17 protein-coding genes are annotated in these 18477 nt (G+C 67.1%); 9 read left to right on the top strand and 8 right to left on the bottom strand.

Going from position 1 to position 18477, the window contains the following annotated elements; all coding sequences use genetic code 11:
• Positions 1-11: 11 nt before the first annotated feature.
• Positions 12-1331, bottom strand: a complete 1320-nt coding sequence (locus AC07VS_RS20130; RefSeq protein ID WP_494751801.1) for a sulfatase family protein — start codon at positions 1329-1331, stop codon at positions 12-14.
• Positions 1328-2314: a Bug family tripartite tricarboxylate transporter substrate binding protein gene (locus tag AC07VS_RS20125; RefSeq protein WP_494657737.1), complete on the bottom strand. Its 987-nt coding sequence runs from the start codon at positions 2312-2314 to the stop codon at positions 1328-1330. Before AC07VS_RS20125 ends, AC07VS_RS20130 begins: the two co-directional genes overlap by 4 nt.
• Positions 2315-2533: 219 nt before the next feature.
• On the opposite strand from AC07VS_RS20125, the gene AC07VS_RS20120 reads away from it, so the two are divergent.
• The 7 genes from AC07VS_RS20120 (at position 2534) to AC07VS_RS20090 (ending at position 8350) form a co-directional block, all read left to right on the top strand.
• Positions 2534-3493, top strand: a complete 960-nt coding sequence (locus tag AC07VS_RS20120; RefSeq protein WP_494657736.1) for a GSU2403 family nucleotidyltransferase fold protein — start codon at positions 2534-2536, stop codon at positions 3491-3493.
• Positions 3490-4017, top strand: a complete 528-nt coding sequence (locus AC07VS_RS20115) for a MarR family winged helix-turn-helix transcriptional regulator (protein ID WP_494751800.1) — start codon at positions 3490-3492, stop codon at positions 4015-4017. The genes AC07VS_RS20120 and AC07VS_RS20115 overlap by 4 nt, the downstream gene beginning before the upstream one ends.
• Before the next feature lie 87 nt (positions 4018-4104).
• Positions 4105-5337, top strand: a complete 1233-nt coding sequence (locus AC07VS_RS20110) for a CaiB/BaiF CoA transferase family protein (protein ID WP_494751799.1) — start codon at positions 4105-4107, stop codon at positions 5335-5337.
• Between the two features lie 20 nt (positions 5338-5357).
• Positions 5358-6266, top strand: a complete 909-nt coding sequence (locus AC07VS_RS20105; protein ID WP_494751830.1) for a hydroxymethylglutaryl-CoA lyase — start codon at positions 5358-5360, stop codon at positions 6264-6266.
• Between the two features lie 124 nt (positions 6267-6390).
• Positions 6391-6783, top strand: a complete 393-nt coding sequence (locus AC07VS_RS20100) for a VOC family protein (RefSeq protein WP_494751798.1) — start codon at positions 6391-6393, stop codon at positions 6781-6783.
• Positions 6784-6825: 42 nt separating this feature from the next.
• The gene (locus AC07VS_RS20095; RefSeq protein WP_494657733.1) at positions 6826-7806 is read left to right on the top strand and encodes a Bug family tripartite tricarboxylate transporter substrate binding protein; all 981 of its coding nucleotides are present in this window, start codon (positions 6826-6828) and stop codon (positions 7804-7806) included.
• Between the two features lie 82 nt (positions 7807-7888).
• A complete protein-coding gene (locus tag AC07VS_RS20090; RefSeq protein WP_492349264.1) occupies positions 7889-8350 on the top strand; it encodes a GNAT family N-acetyltransferase in 462 nt (153 codons plus the stop codon).
• A gap of 22 nt (positions 8351-8372) precedes the next feature.
• On the opposite strand, the gene AC07VS_RS20085 is transcribed toward AC07VS_RS20090, so the two are convergent.
• The 5 genes from AC07VS_RS20085 to AC07VS_RS20065 all read right to left on the bottom strand — a co-directional run bounded on the left by AC07VS_RS20085 (position 8373) and on the right by AC07VS_RS20065 (position 13863).
• Entirely contained in the window at positions 8373-9698 is a 1326-nt protein-coding gene (locus AC07VS_RS20085) for a cadherin-like beta sandwich domain-containing protein (RefSeq protein ID WP_494751797.1), read from the bottom strand.
• A 106-nt stretch (positions 9699-9804) separates the two neighbouring features.
• Complete coding sequence (locus tag AC07VS_RS20080; RefSeq protein ID WP_492349266.1) at positions 9805-10059, bottom strand: acyl-CoA-binding protein; 255 nt, start codon at positions 10057-10059, stop codon at positions 9805-9807.
• 123 nt (positions 10060-10182) lie between these two features.
• The gene (locus AC07VS_RS20075; protein WP_494751796.1) at positions 10183-11523 is read right to left on the bottom strand and encodes a glutamate carboxypeptidase; all 1341 of its coding nucleotides are present in this window, start codon (positions 11521-11523) and stop codon (positions 10183-10185) included.
• Positions 11524-11563: 40 nt separating this feature from the next.
• Positions 11564-12658, bottom strand: coding sequence for a M14 family metallopeptidase (locus AC07VS_RS20070; protein ID WP_494751795.1), 1095 nt, complete (start codon positions 12656-12658; stop codon positions 11564-11566).
• Between the two features lie 2 nt (positions 12659-12660).
• Complete coding sequence (locus AC07VS_RS20065; RefSeq protein WP_492349269.1) at positions 12661-13863, bottom strand: M20 aminoacylase family protein; 1203 nt, start codon at positions 13861-13863, stop codon at positions 12661-12663.
• 96 nt (positions 13864-13959) lie between these two features.
• Between AC07VS_RS20065 and argE the strand changes: the two genes are divergently transcribed.
• Positions 13960-15117, top strand: coding sequence for an acetylornithine deacetylase (gene argE / locus AC07VS_RS20060; RefSeq protein ID WP_494751794.1), 1158 nt, complete (start codon positions 13960-13962; stop codon positions 15115-15117).
• Position 15118: 1 nt separating this feature from the next.
• Here argE and AC07VS_RS20055 read toward each other — a convergent pair whose 3' ends face one another.
• Positions 15119-16243: an ABC transporter substrate-binding protein gene (locus AC07VS_RS20055; RefSeq protein ID WP_494751793.1), complete on the bottom strand. Its 1125-nt coding sequence runs from the start codon at positions 16241-16243 to the stop codon at positions 15119-15121.
• A gap of 150 nt (positions 16244-16393) precedes the next feature.
• Between AC07VS_RS20055 and AC07VS_RS20050 the strand changes: the two genes are divergently transcribed.
• Complete coding sequence (locus tag AC07VS_RS20050; RefSeq protein ID WP_494751792.1) at positions 16394-18442, top strand: molybdopterin-containing oxidoreductase family protein; 2049 nt, start codon at positions 16394-16396, stop codon at positions 18440-18442.
• Positions 18443-18477 lie beyond the last annotated feature (35 nt).

Here is an 18477-nt window from a genome sequence, read left to right as displayed (position 1 = left end):
AGGCCGGTCGCTCAGCGCTGGGGCATGTCCTTGGCGCCGTAACCCAGGCTGACCGTGGCGTCGTCGGGGATGGGGGGCATGGTGGCCTCCCAGGCCGTCCAGGCGGCACGCAGTTCGGCCAGGCGTTCGGGCTGGCGGCTGGCATGGTTGGCGCGTTCGCGCTCATCGGCCGGGATGTTGAACAGGTAGTCGTGCCCATCCACGCGCAGGTACTTCCAGTCGCCCAGGCGGGCGGCCCGCTGGCCGCGGTGGTTCATGCGCCAGAACATGGGCCGCTCGAAGGCCGGGGCCTCCTCGCGCAACACGGGCAACAGAGAAACCCCATCGAGCGGGTAATCCGGGTGCGCCGCCACGCCAGCCGCAGCCAGCATGGTGGCCGACCAGTCCATGGTCAGGCAATGCTGATCGCTGACGCGCCCCGGGGCGATGGCTGCAGGCCAGTGGGCGATCCAGGGCACACGGATGCCGCCCTCGGTGAGGTCCATCTTGCCGCCCACCAAGGGCCAGTTGTCCGAGAAGCGCTCGCCGCCGTTGTCGCTGGTGAAGACCACCAGGGTGTTGTCCGCCAACCCCTGCGCGCGCAGCGCGGCCATCACGCGGCCGATGCCCTCGTCCATGTGGTGGATCATGCGGCGGTAGGTATGGATGTTGCCGCCATGCAGGTGGAACAGGTTGTCCTTGACCTCTTGCGCCAGGGCCTCGTCGTCGCGGGTCTCCCAGGGCCAGTGCGGCGCCGTGTAATGCAGGCTCAGGAAAAACGGCTGGCCGGCCTGGGCTGCCGGGGCTATGCGGTTCACCCAGTCCACCGCCCGGTCAGACAGCAGATCGGTCAGGTAACCCTCTTGCTGGTGCTCCTCTTCGCCGAACCACAGATCGTGGGTGCCGCGCGAATCGCAGTGGGTGAAATAGTCGACGCCGCCCGACATGGGCCCGAAGAACTCGTCGTAACCCGAACGCAAAGGGCCGAATGCGGGTGGATAGCCCAGATGCCACTTGCCGATCAGCGCGGTGTTGTAGCCGCTGGCCTTGAGCAGAGAGGGCAGCGTGGGGTGCTCGGTGGGCAGGCCCAGGGTGGTGCTGCCGCGGCTCTTGCTGTTGATGGGCTCTTCGGCGGCGCCGCGCAGCCGGTACTGGTAGCGCGCCGTGATCATGGCAAAGCGCGTGGGCGAGCACACCGGCGAGTTCGAGTAGCCCTGGGTGAAGCGCAGGCCCTGCTCGGCCAGGCTGTCGAGCACCGGCGAGACGGGCTCACGGCCGCCATAGCAGCCGAGGTCGGCGTAGCCGAGGTCGTCGGCCACGATGAAGATGATGTTGGGGCGTTGGGAGCTCATTCGACGGTCATTCCGGTGGATTGGATGATGCGGGCATAGCGCGCCGACTGGCGCATCAGGCGATCGCGCAAGGCGTCACCGCTGTCTTTCTCGGCTTGCAGATCCAGCTGTTGCATGCGGGCTTTCGTCTCGGGGCGGCCCATGGCCTCGACCCAGCCCGCCTGCAGCGCCTGCAAGGCATCTGCCGGCGTGGCGGCCGGCACCAGGGTCAGGTAAAGCACCTCCTGCTCCAGGCCCGGCAAGCCGAGCTCGGCCACAGTGGGCACCTCGGGGGCAAGGGCAGAGCGTTGGCGACTGGTGACGGCCAGCGGTGTGATTTTGCCCGCTTTCACATAAGGCAGCATGCCTGGAGTGGCCAGCACGCCCGCATCCACCTCGCCGGCAAGCACAGCAGTCACCGCAGGCGAATTGCCCTTGTAGGGGATGTGCTGGATCTTCATGCCGGTGGCTTCGCTCATCACCGAAACCGCCAAGTGCCCCGGGCTACCGCTGCCGCCCGAGCTGAAGTTGAGCGTGCGCTTCTTTCCCTGCGCCACCAGTTCGGCCAGGCTCTTGATGCCGGTGCCCGGGTGCACCCCGATCAACAGGCCCGATGAGGCCAGGGTGAGCAAGGGCTTGAAATCAGCCAGTTTGACCGGCATGGACTTGTAGATGTGCGGGTTGACGGTGAACAGGCTGTCAATGCAAACCAGCACCGTGTGCCCATCAGCAGGGCTTTTGGCCACCACGTCGGCGCCCAGATTGCCGCCCGCCCCAGGCCGGTTGTCCACGATCACGGGCTGGCCAAAGCGCTGCTGCAGCACATCTGCCGCACCCCGCGCCAGGATGTCGGAAGGACCACCTGCCGGAAAGTTGTTGACCAGTTTGATGGCACGGTTTGGAAAAGCTTGCGCTTGGGCGCCTCCCCAGGCCAGCCCGCTCAGGGCCAGATACTGGCGGCGATTCAGAACGGATCGAGACAAGGTGCAAGGTGAGGGCGACATGACAGAACTGGGCTGGAACAACTTCACGGGGTGTGAAACCACATGCAGAGACTGTAGGGTGCAGCCCATCAGTTGTTGAAATCAATCCATGCCCCGGAAAACCCTGAGGTCCATAAATCCAGCGTCACGCCGCTCTCGAAGACCTCTTTCAAAAACAATTAAGCTATTGATTTATATAAGATTTCGGTATATTTTCAAATTTTCTGATTTTTAACCGAAATGCGCGAACTCAATGCTTCTCAGGCACGCCAGTACATCGACGCGCTGGCCGTTTTCGAGGCGCATGAAGAAGCACGGTCACAAGCAGACCAGTTGCGCGGCGGGATGTACTGGCACAAAGGCCCAGCCAGGGCGCCCGAGTCGAGCTATCTGGTTCGCACGCAGACCGGCGGAGGCGAGAAAAGCCTGGGTCCACGCAATGCAGAGACGGAGCAGATCTATCGGCAGTTTCAGGACCGAAAGGCGGCATCCACCGCGCGCCTGAGCGCCCTGAAGACCAAGTTGACCGAACAGCAACGGCTAAACCGGGCCTTGCGTGTGGGGCGGGTAGACCCCCTGGTGGTGGCGGTGCTGGACCGACTGGCCCACACCCATTTGCACGACTTTTTCAGGGTGGTGGGTACCCATGCGCTGTATGCCTATGAAGCCGCGGCGGGTGTGATGGTGGACAGCGACGCCGTGGCCACGCGCGACATCGATTTGCTGTGGGATGTGCGGCGACGCCTGCGGTTTGCCACCGCCCTGGCCCGGGTAGACAGCTCCATGCTGGGCGTGCTGCAAAAGGTGGACCCCAGCTTCCAAATCCGGAGCCTGCAGCGCTACACCGCCGTGAACCAAGATGGCTTCGAGGTGGACATCCTGCGTCGCATGCAGGCCGGAGACGACCCCCACCCACTGCGATTGAGCGACGACGAGGACGATTTCTGGGTCACACAGGCTCGACGCGCTCAGGTGCTGATGGACAGCCCGCCTTTTTCAGCCGTCATCGTGGCCAGCAACGGGCGGATGGCCCGCATGAACACCATGCACCCGGCCACCTTCATCCAGTTCAAGCGCTGGATGAGCGAACTGCCCGAACGAGACCCCCTCAAACGCCGCCGGGATGCCTTGCAGGCCACCGTGACAGCCACACTGCTGCAGCACTACCTGCCCCACCTCGCTACGCTGAACGCACCATGATCCATCCCCCCTCCCGCCTGCGCCAGCCCCAGGCCATCGACGACATGTTGCTGTTTCGCCTGAGCCGCTTGTTGGCGGTCGGGGGCGCGGCGGTGGTGCGACTGTGCGAAGGGCGCTATGGCATCACCCGGCGCGAATGGTCGGTCTTGTCGCTGCTGTGGCAGCAGCAGGGCCTGGGCCCGTCCGAACTGGCGGATCGGGTGCAACTCGACCGGGCGCGCACCTCCAAGGCGCTGGGGCAGTTGCTGGCCAAGCAACTGGTGCGGCGCGAGCCCCGCCCCGGCGACCACCGCCGCGCCCTGCTCTGGCTGACGCCTGCAGGCGAGGCCCTGGTGACGGAACTGATGCCCCAGGTGCGCCTGCTCAACACCCAGTTGCTGCAGGTGCTGAGCACGCCCGAGGTCGATGCCCTGGATCAGGCCTTGGCCCGCCTGCAGCAGCAAGCCCTGGTGCTGAACCAGGCCCAGGAACCCGACAGCCCCAAGGCCGCCCGGCACCTGGGCCGGCGACGTCCCCCGGGCTGACGCCCACCCCTGACTTCGCAAAATGCGAACAGGGCTTGCGGCAACAGAAATGGACAGGCGGGCGCGGACAGCGGCAAACTGCCCGCCATGACAAGCCCCTCTGAATTCCTCCCGGCCACCGGCCCGCTCGCCGGCTTGAAGGTGCTGGAGCTGGGCCAGTTGATCGCCGGCCCGTTTGCGGCCAAGACACTGGCCGACTTCGGCGCCGACGTGGTGAAGATCGAACCCCTGGGCAGCGGCGATCCGCTGCGCAAATGGCGTCTGCTCAAGGACGGCACCTCGGTGTGGTGGCAGGTGCAGTCGCGCAACAAGCGCTCGCTGGCCCTTGATCTGAAAGCGGCCGAGGCCCAAGCCATCGTGCGCCAACTGGCCACCGAGGCCGATGTGCTGATCGAGAACTTCCGCCCCGGCGCCATGGAAGGCTGGGGCCTGGGGCCGGACGAGTTGCTGGCCTTGAACCCGCGTCTGGTGATGCTGCGCATCAGCGGCTACGGCCAGACCGGCCCCTACCGTGACAAGCCCGGCTTCGGCGTGGTGGCCGAGGCCATGAGCGGGCTGCGCCACCTCACCGCCGAACCCGGCCGCGTGCCGGTGCGCGTGGGGGTGTCGATCGGCGACACGCTGGCCTCGCTGCATGGCGTGATCGGCATCCTGATGGCCTTGCAGGAACGCCACCGCAGCGGACAGGGCCAGGTGATCGACGTGGCCCTGTATGAGGCGGTGTTCAACTGCATGGAAAGCCTGCTGCCCGAGTACAGCGCCTTTGGTGCGGTGCGGGGCCCGGCCGGCAGCGCCCTGCCGGGCATCGCCCCCAGCAATGCCTACCGTTGCGCCGACGGGGGCTACGCCCTGATCGCGGGCAATGGCGACAGCATCTTCAAGCGCCTGATGCACGAGATGGGGCGTGACGACCTGGGCCAGGACGCGGCCCTGGGCGACAACGCCGGCAGAGTGGCCCGGGTGGCCGAGATCGACGCGGCCATCGGCACCTGGACGGCGAAGCTGACGGTGGACGAGGTGCTGGCCGCACTCGACCGGGCCTCGGTGCCGGCGGGCCGCATCTACACGGTGGCCGACATCGCCGCCGACCCGCATTACCAGGCCCGCGGCATGATCGAACAGGTGCAGATGGACGACGGCAGCACACTGGCCGTGCCCGGCATCATCCCCAAACTGTCGCGCACCCCCGGCGGACACCGCCGCAACGCACCGCTGGGCATCGGGCAGGACACCGACGCCGTGCTGCGCGACATCGGCCTGAGCGCCGATCAGATCCAGGCCCTGAAAGACCGGGGCATCGTGGCAGGAGACCCCGCATGACACACCCGGTGACACGCCCCATGACACGCATCCATTTCAACGAGGTCGCCACGCGTGACGGCTTTCAGATCGAGCCCGAATTCATCCCCACCGACACCAAGGTGGCGCTGGTGGACGCGCTCAGCGAGTGTGGCTACGCCAAGATCGAGGTGACCTCGTTCACCTCGCCCAAGGCGATCCCGATGCTGCGCGACGCCGAAGAGGTGATGGGCCGCATCCGCCGGGCTCCTGGGGTGGAATACACCGTGCTGGTGCCCAACTTGCGCGGGGCCGAACGTGCCCTGGAATCGCGGGCCGACGAGCTGAACCTGGTGATGTCGACCTCGGAGACGCACAACCTGGCCAACCTGCGCATGCCGCGCGAGCACAGCCTGGCCGCGCTGACCGAGGTGGTGCGGCGGGTGGACGGGCGCACGCCGATCAATGTCTCGTTGTCGACCTGCTTCGGCTGCCCCATGGAGGGCGAGGTGCCGCTGGCCGAGGTGCTGCGCTTTGCCGATCGGTTTGCCGATCTGGGGGTGCGTGGCCTGACGATCTGCGATACCACCGGCATGGCGCACCCAGCCCAGGTGAAGGCGGTGTGCGAGGCCCTGCAGGCGCGCTTTGCGGATCTGCAGCTGACGCTTCACTTTCACAACACCCGCGGCATGGGCCTGGCCAATGTGCTGGCCGCCGTGCAAAGCGGCATCACCCGCTTTGATGGCTCGCTGGGCGGCCTGGGCGGCTGCCCCTATGCCCCGGGTGCCAGCGGCAACATCAGCAGCGAAGACGCCATCCACATGCTGGACGCCATGGGCTACGACACCGGCATCGACCTGCCACGCCTGCTGGCCGTGGCGCGCCAGATGCCCACCATCGTGGGCCACGAGGTGCCGGGCCAGGTGGCCAAGGCCGGCCGCATCGCCGACCTGCACCCTGCCCCGATATGAGTGGCCCCCACGCTCCCTCACTTCGTGTGGTCGCTGCCCCCCGAGGGGGCCCCTGCCGCCTTGGGGCGGCCCGGCGGCGGCAGACGCACCAACTTGACTTCAACCTGTGACTGAAGAGGACAGCATGATCGACCACCTGGACCACCTGGTGCTGACCACCCACGACGAGGCCGCCTGCATCGACTTCTACACCCGGGTGCTGGGCATGCAACTGGAGAGCTTCATCGGCGGCACCCCACCGGTCGAACGCAAGGCCTTCAAGTTTGGCCTGCAGAAGATCAACCTGCATGTGCGGGGCCGCGAATTCGAGCCCAAGGCCCACCTGCCGGTGCCCGGGGCGCTGGACCTGTGTTTCATCGCCACCATGCCGCTGAGCCAGGTGATCGAGCGGCTGGAAGCTGCCCGCTGGCCCATCATCGAAGGCCCGGTGATGCGCACCGGTGCCACGCAGAAGATCCGCTCGGTCTATGTGCGCGACCCGGACCTGAACCTGATCGAGATTTCCGAACTGGCCTGAAGAGCCAGGCCTCGACCCCCCAATTACAACGGAGACAACACCATGCAACGACGTCAGCTTCTGGGGCAGCTCGCCTCACTCGCGGCTGTATCGGGCTTGGGCCGAGAGGCCTGGGCCCAGGGCAAATTCCCGCAACGCCCCATCACCCTGGTGGTGCCCACCGCCCCCGGCGGCACCACCGACTTCACGGCGAGGCTGATCACCGAACCCCTGGGTCGGGCGCTGGGCCAACCCGTGATCGTGGACAACAAGCCCGGCGCCTCGGGCAACATCGGCAACCAGATCGTGGCACGGGCCAAACCCGATGGTTACACCCTGCTGGTGTCGTACAGCGGCTACCACGTGGGCAACCCCCACCTGTTCAAGCAGGCGGGCTGGGACCCGATCAAGGATTTCACCCCCGTGGCGATGATGACCCGCGCACCCCAGGTGATCGCCATCAACCCCAAGCTGCCGGTGAACAACCTCAAGGAACTGATCGCCTACGCCAAGGCCAACCCGGGCAAGCTGAACTTTGCGTCCTCGGGCAACGGCTCGATCCAGCACATTGCGGGCGAGTTGTTCAAGCAGCTCACCGGCACCTTCATCACCCACATTCCCTACCGGGGCTCGGGCCCCGCGGTACAAGACCTGATGGCCGGCCAGGTGGACATCTTCATCACCACCCCCGCCGGCGTGGTGAGCCAGATCCAGGGGGGCCGCCTGAAGGGTGTGGGCGTGACCAGCAAGAAGCGCCTGAGCTCGCTGCCCGATGTGCCCACCACCATCGAGGGCGGGCTGCCGGGCTATGAGCTGGACTCCTGGTTTGCGCTGTACGCCCCCGCCAACACGCCGTCCGACGTGGTGCAGACCTTGAACACCGAGATCAACCGCATCCTGGCCAGCGGCGACACCCGCAAGAAGGCCGAAGAATCCGGCACCGATGTCGAACAGATGAGCCCCCGTCAATTGGCCGAGTTCACCCAATCCGAACTCAAGCGCTGGGGCCAGATCATCCAGACCGCCCACATCACGCTCGAATGAGCCCGCCCCGGCCCCCTGCCGGGCCATGGCTTAAAGTCCAGGCCAGTGGCCCGCCCCGGGCCGCCCCAGCCGGAGCACCTCCATGAGTTTCGAGATCCGTCAGGACGACCTCAGCGGCCCCGAGATCCAGGCCTTGCTGCGCGAGCACCTGGCCGGCATGCAGGCCGACACCCCACCCGAGAGCGTGCACGCGCTGCCGCTGGCGGCGCTGCGCCAACCCGGCATCACGCTGTGGTCGGTCTGGCGCGGTGACCGCCTGTGCGGTTGCGGCGCGCTCAAGACGCTGGATGCCCGGCATGGCGAGCTCAAGTCGATGCGCACCCACGGCGCGTTCTTGCGCCAGGGCGTGGGTCAGGCCGTACTCGACCACATCCTGGCGCAGGGTCGGGCACGTGGCCTGCTGCGCCTGAGCCTGGAGACCGGCACCGCACCCTCGTTCGCGCCGGCCCATGCGCTGTACCGGCGCAACGGCTTTCTGCCCTGCGGGCCATTTGCAGACTACCGCTCCGACCCGCACAGCCTGTTCATGAGCCGGCACCTGTGAGGTACGGGTGCCAAAGCGGCGCTCAGGCGATGGTGATCGTCATGTTGGCGCTGTAGCCAGCACTGATGTCACCGCTCAACGTGAGCATCTCGGTGCTGGTGCCGTCACTGAACACGTTGTCGGCCGAGAAACTGGTGATCGACGTGTTCTGCCCCTTGGTGTAGAGCGCGCTGTTGTACACCGCCGTGGTGATGGTCTGCGGAAAGGCCAACTGGGTGGTGGCCGTGGCCGAAACCGCCAGGTTGTCGTTGAGGTACACCTGCACGTGGATGTGGGTGATGCGGCCCGCATACCAACCGGGGTAGATCGTGGTGAAAGTAACCTGTCCGTTGCTGTCGGTCACCTGGATGCCGCGCAGATAGGTCAGGCCACTCTGACCTGCGTTGGTGCTGGTGCTGTAGCCCGAATACAGCCCATCCTTGTCGCAATGCCAGATGTAGATGCCCGCACCGCTGATGGGTGCACAGCTGCTGCCTGCGCTCAACACCGTGAGGGTGAGCGTCAACGGGATGCCGGTCTTGCTTTCGCGGATGTCGCTGCGCGCGATGGCCGAATTGGTCAGGATGGCGTACAGCGGGTAAGGACCATCGGTTTCGGTAGCGGTCAGCGTGCAACTGCCGGCCGCCGAGCGGGTGACCGTCACGGTGTAGGTCTGGGTGCTGACGCCATCGGCCGCCGTCACCAGCACCGTGATGGTATTGCTGCCCACCGAGAGTGCCACGCTGCTGGAGGCCGCGCCACTGCTGGTCGTGCTGCCGTTGACCTTGAGCGTGCCCGCCCCCGCCAGCGTGGCGCTGACCGTGAGGCTGCTCACGCTGTTGGCCACGGTGGCCGTGTACGCCGTGGTGGCACTGGCAAAGGCCGGCGACAGGCTGCCCGCAGACAGGGTGAGCGCGCTGAGCGTCGCATCGGACGACAAAGTGGCCGCCGCACGGGTCACCACCACCGTGTAGGTCTTGGTGGTGCTGCCATCGCTGGCGGTGACCACCACCGTCACGGTGTTGGTGCCCACGCTGAGATTGATCGCGGCCGAAGCGCTGCCGCTGGCCACCGTGCTGCCGTTGACCTGAACGGTGGCGCCGCTGTCGGTGGCCGTAGGGCTGACGGTGAAGCTGCTGACCGCGTTGCCAACGCTGGCGGCGTACACCGCGGTGGCACTGGCAAAGGCCGGTGACAGGCTACCGGCGGACAGGCTCAGGCCGGCCAGCGTGGCCACCGAGGAGGTGGTGCTGCTCGTGCTGCTGCTTCCGCCGCCACAGGAACTCAAGGCCAGGGCACCGAGTGTGCCCACCAGGGCAAAGGCGTAGCGACGGCCCAAGGGGTTGGAATGGGACGAATGAAGGGACATGGGCACCTCGGAAGAGAACGGCTGAGGCATTGTGTCTCGCCCCTGCGACCGGAGTACCCCGCGAATGTCACCACTTGGTGAAGCAGCTCCCTGGGCTGGGTACCGCTCAGCTCAGCGACTGGATCAGGTCGATGTAGAGCTGCTTGGCCTCGTCCTGGGTTTTGCCCTTGAGCTTTTCCCAGGCGTCCCACTTGAAGCGGCCCACCTGATCGGTGAAGCCGGGCTTCTTCTCGGTGTTGTCCCCCTGGGTGGCCTGCTTGTACAGGGCGTAGATCTTCAGCAGGGTGGGATTGTCAGGGCGCTCGCTGAGGTTCTTGGAGTTGGCCACAGCGGCTTCAAACAAGGTGTTCAGGTCGGACATGTCTCGGATTTCCTGGTTAAGGGGGTCTTCATGGGCTTGGCCCGGTCAGCACCCATCTTAAGCGGCGCACGCCCACGCCGACGGGCTGGACAGCCCATCCGCGTCCACAGTGTCGCCAACTGTTCAATCTGCGCCCGCCACCCGGCCTGCGGCAAAGTCGGCGATCAGGCGCAGCCCCAGGTAAAGCCGCGGCTGGATGGAGTCGAGCAGCACGTATTCGGCCTTGTCGGAGTGCGCGCCAAAGCCCTGCAAGCCCAGGCGTTCCAACACGGGCGCCCGGGTGTCGAGTGCGGCAAAAGCGGCATCGGTGCCGCCGCCCTCCGGTCGGTCGTCGATCTGCAAGGCATGGCCAATCTCGCGGTAAAGCTGCTGGGCATGGGCCCCCACGCGGCGCGCGGCATCGGTGGGCTCCAGGGGCGGACGGCGGTTCTCCAGCGTGACGCTGACCTCCGAGCCCGGCAACAGGCGGCGCTGGGTGCGCAACTGCAGCTCTTTGTCCAGGGCCTGCAAATCACTCACGCGCAGCAGGCGCACATCGGCCTGGGCACTGGCCTCGGGCGGGATCATGTTACGCACCACGCCAGCCTTGGCGATCGTCCAGTTGACCTTCAGGCCACGCTCGGGCACCGACAGATCCCGCAATTGCAGCAGCTGGTGCGACAGCTCATACAGCGCGTTGACGCCCGCCTCAGGGGCGCCGCCCGCGTGCGAGGCCCGCCCCACCACTTTGAGCGAGGCCATGGCAATACCGCTGGTGGCCAGCGACAGTTTGTCGCCTCCGACACGGGTGGCTTCGTACGAGAGCACCAGATCGTGCTCGCGCCCCAGGCGCGCCAGGGTCTTGCGCGAGGCGGGCGAGCTGATCTCCTCGTCGCCGTTGATGAGCACGGTCAACTGGCCGTAATCGTTCACGCCCAGGCGCTTGAGCAGGGCCACGGTGTGCAACACGGTAGCCACGCCCTGCTTGTCGTCGGCAATGCCCAGGCCATAGGCGCGGTTGCCTTCCACACGGTACGGTTGCTGGGCCAGCATGCCCCGGGGATAGACCGTGTCCATGTGGGCAATCAGCAGGATGCGGCGCTGCCCGGCCCCCTTGAACACCGCATGCACCATTCGGCCTGGCCGGGGGGGCGTGTCCTCCATGCGGTACAGGTCGGCCGGTGCGGCGTCGATGAAGTTCACCTCGCCCCCCAGTTCGCGCAAGCGGCCGGCGATCAGCTCGGAGATCTGGTCCAGGCCTTCGCGGTCGCTGCTGCCGCTTTCGATACCGACCAAGGCGCGCAAGGTCTCCAGCAGGGCGGGCTGCTCCTGGCCGGCAGCCACCCACAGCGGGGCCTGGGCGGCAGGTGGCATCGCGGTATCGGCTTGCGCCGAAGGGCTCAGCCATTGGGCGGCCAGCAGGCTCAGGGCCAGCAAGGCTGCCCGGCGGGTGGCATGAAGGCCACCAGGGTTCATCAGGTTCATGGCGGATCAGGGCGGTGAAGGTGAAAGGCGGGCGCTCGGCTCAGGCCAGACCATCGACAGCCTGGAACAAGGCCTGGCGGGCCTGGCTGATGATCTGGCCTTTCCAGGCGTCGGTGTCGGTGTAGAAGGCTGCCAGCACCTGCTGGCGGATGGCCTCGGCCAGGGGCGCCGGGGCCTCGGGGTGCCCGTTCAGCCAATGCTCGGCACGCAGGGCGTGCAGCACCTGCAACACCGGTTGGGTGCCGTACTCCAGGGCGATGCCGGTGATCTCGGCCTGCGGGCATTCCTGGTAGGCACTCTCCCACATCAGGCCGGTGAGCAAGGGCGAGCTGGAGGAGCCGTCGTAGATCGAGGTGACCGGCGTGGCGCCGGCGCCGCCCCACCAGGCGCGGGCCCGGGCCACGGCGGCCGGGTCGTTGCGGCCGGCAAAGATGCGCTCGCCCAGGCCGCTGGGCCCCAGACCGGTGTGCAAGTCGATCCAGCCCAGGCGGCCAACCTGACGGCCGTGCTGGCGCAGCACGTTGCGCAGGGTCTGGTGGCTCCAGGTGGGGGCCTGGCCGCCGAAGAACAGGCCCTGGGGAAACTCGTGCTGGCCTCGCGCCACCGCGGCCTGGAAGGCGGCCTCGCCGCGCCGGGCCATGAAGTCGGCAATGGCCGCCTGATTGGCGGCATCGGGTGGCCACACCTCGGGCAGCAGCAAGGGGGCCAGTTCGCGGTAGGCCTCGTTGAGCGGCAGAGGCTGGCTGAAGTCTTGAAAATTGCGGTTCAGGTCGACGTTTTCATGCGTGACCCGACGCAGGTGCGAAAAACCGTAGGGGTTGAGTGCGTGCACATACAGCACGGCCACGCCGGCCGCGTGGGCCCGCTCACGCCATTCGGCATCGTGCAAAGCGAACACCTGGACACCTGAGCCACAAAAGCCTTCCAGCCCGTGGCAGCCGCTGCTGACGATCAACAGGGCCTGGGCGTCCGCCGGGCCGTCACGCACCACGTCCATGGCCAGGGCTTCGCCATCGCGGCCCGGCAAGGGGTGAGGGTGCGACTCGATCGGCAGGCCGGCCTGGGCCGCAGCCTCCAGAAACCGCACGCGCGCCTCGGCATAACGGCTGGCAAAGGCCTGGGGCACCACCAGCATGGTCAAACCCCTTCAGGCTGCTGGGCAAACCACTTCTGGACCAGCCGCACCCACAGCGAGCCACCCAAGGGGATCAGGTCGTCATTGAAATCGTAGCTGGGGTTGTGCAGCATGCAGGGGCCGCCACCATGGCCCATCTCACGGTGCGTGCCGTCGCCGTTGGCAATGAAGAAGTAGGCGCCTGGCTTGGCCTGCAGCATGTAGGCGAAATCTTCCGCCCCCATGGTGGGCTCTTGCGGCAACACCTTGTCGGCACCGACCAGGTCGACCATGACGCTGCGGGCGAACTCGGCCTCGGCGGGGTGGTTGATGGTGGGCGGGTAGTTGCGCACGAATTCGAAATGGCACTCGGCCCCGAAGGCCGCCGCCACGCCGTGCGAGATCTCGGACATGCGGCGCTCGATGAGATCCAGCACCTCGGTGGTGAAGGTGCGCACCGTGCCCTGCATCTCGCAGCTGTCGGGCACCACATTGGTGGCCTCGCCCGCGTGGAGCATGGTGACCGAGATCACGCCCGCGTCGACCGGCTTCTTGTTGCGGGTGATGATGGTCTGGAAGCCCTGCACCATCTGGCAGGCAATCGGCACCGGGTCGATGCCGGTGTGCGGCAGCGCGGCATGGCCACCCTTGCCGCGCACGGTGATCTTGAATTCGCTGGTCGAGGCCATCACCGGGCCGGGGCTGACCGCCATGGTGCCCACCGGCATGCCGGGCCAGTTGTGCATGCCGAACACGGCCTGCATGGGAAACTGCTCGAACAGGCCGTCGTTGACCATCTCGCGGGCGCCGCCACCGCCCTCTTCGGCCGGCTGGAAGATCAGGTAGACCGTGCCATCGAAATCACGGTGGCGGGCCAGGTGCTGGGCCGCCGCCAGCAGCATGGCCACGTGGCCATCGTGACCGCAGGCGTGCATCTTGCCGGCGTGCCGGCTGGCATGGGCAAAGGTGTTGAACTCCTGCATGGGCAGCGCGTCCATGTCGGCCCGAAGGCCGATGGCGCGCGGGCTGTCACCGCCCTTGACGATGCCGACGACACCGGTCTTGCCCAGGCCGCGGTGCACCGGGATGCCCCATTCGGTGAGCTTGGCCGCGATCAGGTCGGCGGTGCGCAGCTCTTCAAAACACAACTCGGGGTGAGCATGGATGTCGCGGCGCACAGCCGCGATGCCGGCCGCCTGGGCCACGATGGAATCAAGGATTTGCATGGTGATGTAGTGGGCGCTGAATGAATCAGTCTAGCAATGGGCAGGGCTTTGCCGCAAGTTCTGCGCCATCTGCGCACATCATCCACAATGCCAACCATGATTTCCGATCGAGCCCTTGCATTGGCACAGACCCTGGTCCGGATGGACACGGTGAGCCGAAACTCCAACCTGGAACTGATCCACTTCGTGCGCGACGAGCTGTTGCGCCTGGGTGTGGCCAGCCGCCTGACCTGGAACGCCGACAAGACCAAGGCCAATCTGTTTGCCACCCTGGGTGAGGGCAAGCCGGCCGGGGTGATTCTGTCGGGCCACACCGACACGGTGCCCTGGGACGGCCAGGCCTGGAGCGCAGACCCGCTGTCGGCCATGGTGCGCGATGGCCGCCTGTATGGGCGGGGCTCGGCCGACATGAAGGCCTTCATCGGCATCGCCCTGGCCCAGGCCCAGCACTTTCTGGACAGCCCGGCCCCGTTCGCCATCCATCTGGCGCTGAGTTTTGATGAAGAAGTGGGTTGCCTGGGGGTGAAGGAGTTGATCGCCGACCTGCGTGACGCGCAGATCCAGCCCCTGGCCTGCATCGTGGGCGAACCCACGCTGATGGTGCCGGCCATTGCCCACAAGGGCGTGTACCGCTACCGCTGCTGTGTGCGCGGCAAGGAGGCGCACTCGTCGCTGACGCCTCAATCCGTCAACGCCATCGAGATGGCGGCCCGACTGGTGGGCAAGCTGCGTGACATGGCCGAGGGCTTCGAGCGCGACGAGCCCCGCTACGCGGGCTTTGACGTGCCCTACACCACCGCCAGCGTGGGTCAGTTCCACGGCGGCATTGCCGACAACGTGGTGCCGCGCGACGCCGAGTTCCGCTACGAGTTCCGCAACCTGCCCACTGTGGACGCGCTGGCCCTGCAATCGCAGGTGGTGGCAGCGGCCCGTGCCTTGGAGCCCGGCATGCAAAAGGTGAGCCCTGAGACGGGCTTCAGCTTCGAGCCGATCTGCGAGGTGCCGGCCTTCCTGGGCTCGGCCGACGACGCCGTGACCCGCCTGGCGCAGCGCCTGGCCGGCACAGCAGGCACCACACTGGTGGCCTTCGGCACCGAAGCGGGGCTGTTCAAGCAGGCCGGCATCCCCACCGTGGTGTGCGGGCCCGGCAGCATCGAGCAGGCTCACCAGCCCGATGAGTACGTGAGCCTGGAGCAACTGGGCCGTTGCGAACAGTTTCTGCAAGGCCTGGGCGGGGTGCGCGAAATAGCCTGAGTCAGGTTCGAAGCGTGCCGTCGCCCACCAGCGTGGAGAGCTCGACAAAGTGGCTGGCCACGTGGCTGGCCGACCCCAATTCGATCGGAAAGCCTGCAATCTCTCGCCGTCCGAGGGCCTCCAACCCCTCGATCAGCCCCTCGCGGCTCAGGCGGCCCCGGCGCTGGGCCTCTTGCAGACCGGCCACCAGCACCGAGGCGGCCAGATACCCCTCGATGGCGGAATAGGTCAGCGCCACACGCCCCCCCGCCCTGTGGGCCGCCGCCCTGAACTGCACGGCCAGCGGATGGACGTTGACGTAGGGTGAGGGCATGACCTGAGAGATCATCAACCCGGCGCCGTCTCGCCCCAGGGTGTCGATCATGTCCTGGGTTCCCACAAAGGACACCGCCGCAAACAAGCCGGCAAAGCCCGCCTTGCGCACGGCACGCACAAAGGCGGTGGCGGCCTGGTAAGTGCACACCAGCACGATGGCTTCCGGCCGCAAGGGGGCCAGGGCCCGCACCGCGGCGCTGACGTCCAGCGAGTTGCGCTCGATGCTGGCCTGGCCGAGCAGCCCCAGGCCCTGCGCCGCCAGCGCACGGGTCAGGCCGTCCAGGCCGGCATCGCCGTACGAATCCCCCTGGCGCAGCAACGCCACTCGGCGCACCCCTCGGGCGCGCAGGCTGGACACGATCAGCGCCAACTCCTCGCGGTACGAGGCCCGGATGACGAAGACAGGGCGGTGCAAAGGTTCGCGCACGGCTTGCGCGCCGGTGCGGGGAGCCACAAAGGGCACGCGGGCGCCCAGGGCCAGGGGCATGGCGGCCAGGCTGGTGGGCGTCCCGACATACCCGAACAAGGCAAAAACATCATCCTGGATAAAACGACGTGTGTTGTCGGCGCAACGGTCGGCCTCATAACCGTCGTCCTGGATGCGCAATTCGATGGCGCGCCGGGCGATGCCGCCGGCGGCATTGAACTGGTCAAAAGCCAGTTGGGCTCCTTGGACGTAGTTGCGCCCCAAGTGGGCCGTGGGGCCGGTCAGGGGCACCGACTGACCGAGCACCAGCGGGACCTCGCCCGGGCCACGTGCCCAGGCCGGGCCGGCCAGGCTGGCCGCGCAGGCCGAACAGGTCAGTTGCACCAGGCGACGCCTGGACGGATGCCGCGGTGAATCAGCCGGAGAGAGCGACGGTGGTGCGAGCATGGGCTTTCGACCATAACGCCTGTCACGCTGTATGACAATGCGTTGAAACACAGCGGGCCGATGCGGCCCACCGACCCACAACGCCCCATGAACCAGCCCATTGACGACACCCAGGTGCTTGGCGCCTGCCCCCACGACTGCCCCGACACCTGCTCGCTGCTGACCACCGTGAAGGATGGCGTGGCCACGCGCGTGCAAGGCAACCCGGACCATCCGCTGACCGGTGGCGTGCTGTGCGCCAAAGTGTCCAAGTACCCCGAGCGCACCTACCACCCGGATCGCCTGCTGCACCCGATGAAGCGGGTGGGGCCCAAGGGCTCGGGCCAGTTCGTGCAAGTGGGTTGGGATGAGGCCCTGAGCGACATTGCACAACGCCTGACCGCCATCGCAGGCCGCAACCCCGAGGCCGTGCTGCCCTACAGCTACGCCGGCACCATGGGGCTGGTGCAAGGCGACGGCATGGCGGCACGCTTCTTCCATCGGCTGGGCGCCAGCCGGCTGGACCAGACCATCTGCTCGTCGGCAGGCACCGCGGGCCTGGTCCACACCCTGGGCGGCAAGGTGGGCATGAAGGTGCAGTTTTTCGCCGAGGCCCGGCTGATCGTGATCTGGGGCAGCAACTCGATCGGCAGCAACCTGCACTTCTGGCGCATCGCGCAAGAGGCCAAGCGACAGGGCGCCCGCCTGGTATGCATCGACCCGCGCCGCAGCGAGACCGCCGAGAAATGCCATGAGCACATCGCTCTGCGCCCCGGCACCGATGCCGCGCTGGCCCTGGCGCTGATGCAGCAACTGATCGTGCACGACTGGCTGGACCATGACTACATCGAGCGCCACACGCTGGGCTGGGCCGAGTTGCGCGAACGTGCCCTGCAGTGGCCGCCTGAGCGCGCCGCCGAGGTGTGCGGCGTGCCGGTGGAACAGATCACGCGACTGGCACACGACTATGCCCATACCCGGCCGGCGGCCATCCGACTCAACTACGGGGTGCAACGCGTGCGCGGCGGCGCCAATGCCGTGCGCGCCATTGCCTGCCTGCCCGCGCTGACGGGCGCCTGGCGCGAGCGCGGCGGTGGCGTGTTGCTGTCGAGCTCGGGGCAATTCCCGGTGCAGCGCCAGACCTTGCAGCGCCCGGACCTGCTGGGTGAACGCCGACCGCGCCTGATCAACATGTCCACCATCGGCGATGCGCTCAACCAGCCCGCCTCGCCCGCTTTTGGCCCGGCCATCGAGGCCTTGGTGGTCTACAACAGCAACCCCGTGGCCGTGGCCCCGGATTCGGCCCGGGTGGCGGCCGGCTTCGCCCGCGAGGATCTGTTCACCGTGGTGCTGGAGCATTTCCAGACCGACACCGCCGACTACGCCGACTACCTGCTGCCGGCCACCACCCAGCTGGAGCACTGGGACATTCACCTGGCCTATGGCCACACCGACGTGCTGCTGAACCGCCCGGCCATTGCCCCCTTGGGCGAGGCCCTGCCCAACAGCGAGATCTTCCGCCGCCTGGCACAGCGCATGGGCTACACCGAGCCCTGCTTTGCCGAAGACGACGAAACCCTGTGCCGACAGGCTTTTGGCGACCGGATCGACCACGCGCAGTTGCAGCGCCAGGGCTTTGCCAGCCTGCCGCTGGCCGATGCGCCCTTTGCCGAAGGGGGCTTTCCCACCCCGTCGGGGCGCTGCGAGTTCCTCAGCCCCGCCCTGGTGGCACAGGGGCTGGACGGCCTGCCCGACCACCTGCCCAATCACGAGCTGCCCAACCCGGCCGGGCCCTGGCCGCTGGCCATGATCTCGCCGCCAGCACGCAACTTTCTGAACTCGACCTTCGTGAACGTGACCAGCCTGCGCCACATCGAGACCGAGCCGGTGCTGGAGATCCACCCCGACGACGCCAGCCCGCGCAGCATCCGCTCCGGCGATGTGGTGCGCGTGTTCAACGCCCGCGGCAACTACCACTGCAAGGCCGAGGTCAGCGAACGGGCCCGCCCGGGCGTGGTCAACGGCCTGGGCATCTGGTGGCGCAAATTCGGCCTGAACGGCACCAACGTGAATGAACTCACCAGCCAGGCCCTGACCGATCTGGGGCGCGGCCCCACCTTCTACGATTGCGCCGTGCAGGTCAGCCGGCTGGCCTGATCGCCGTGGCAGGGTTGGAGCCATGGCGGCAGCAG

Source organism: Curvibacter sp. GW821-FHT01G03, assembly GCF_059422285.1.
This window is presented reverse-complemented; position numbering and strand designations above follow the sequence as displayed.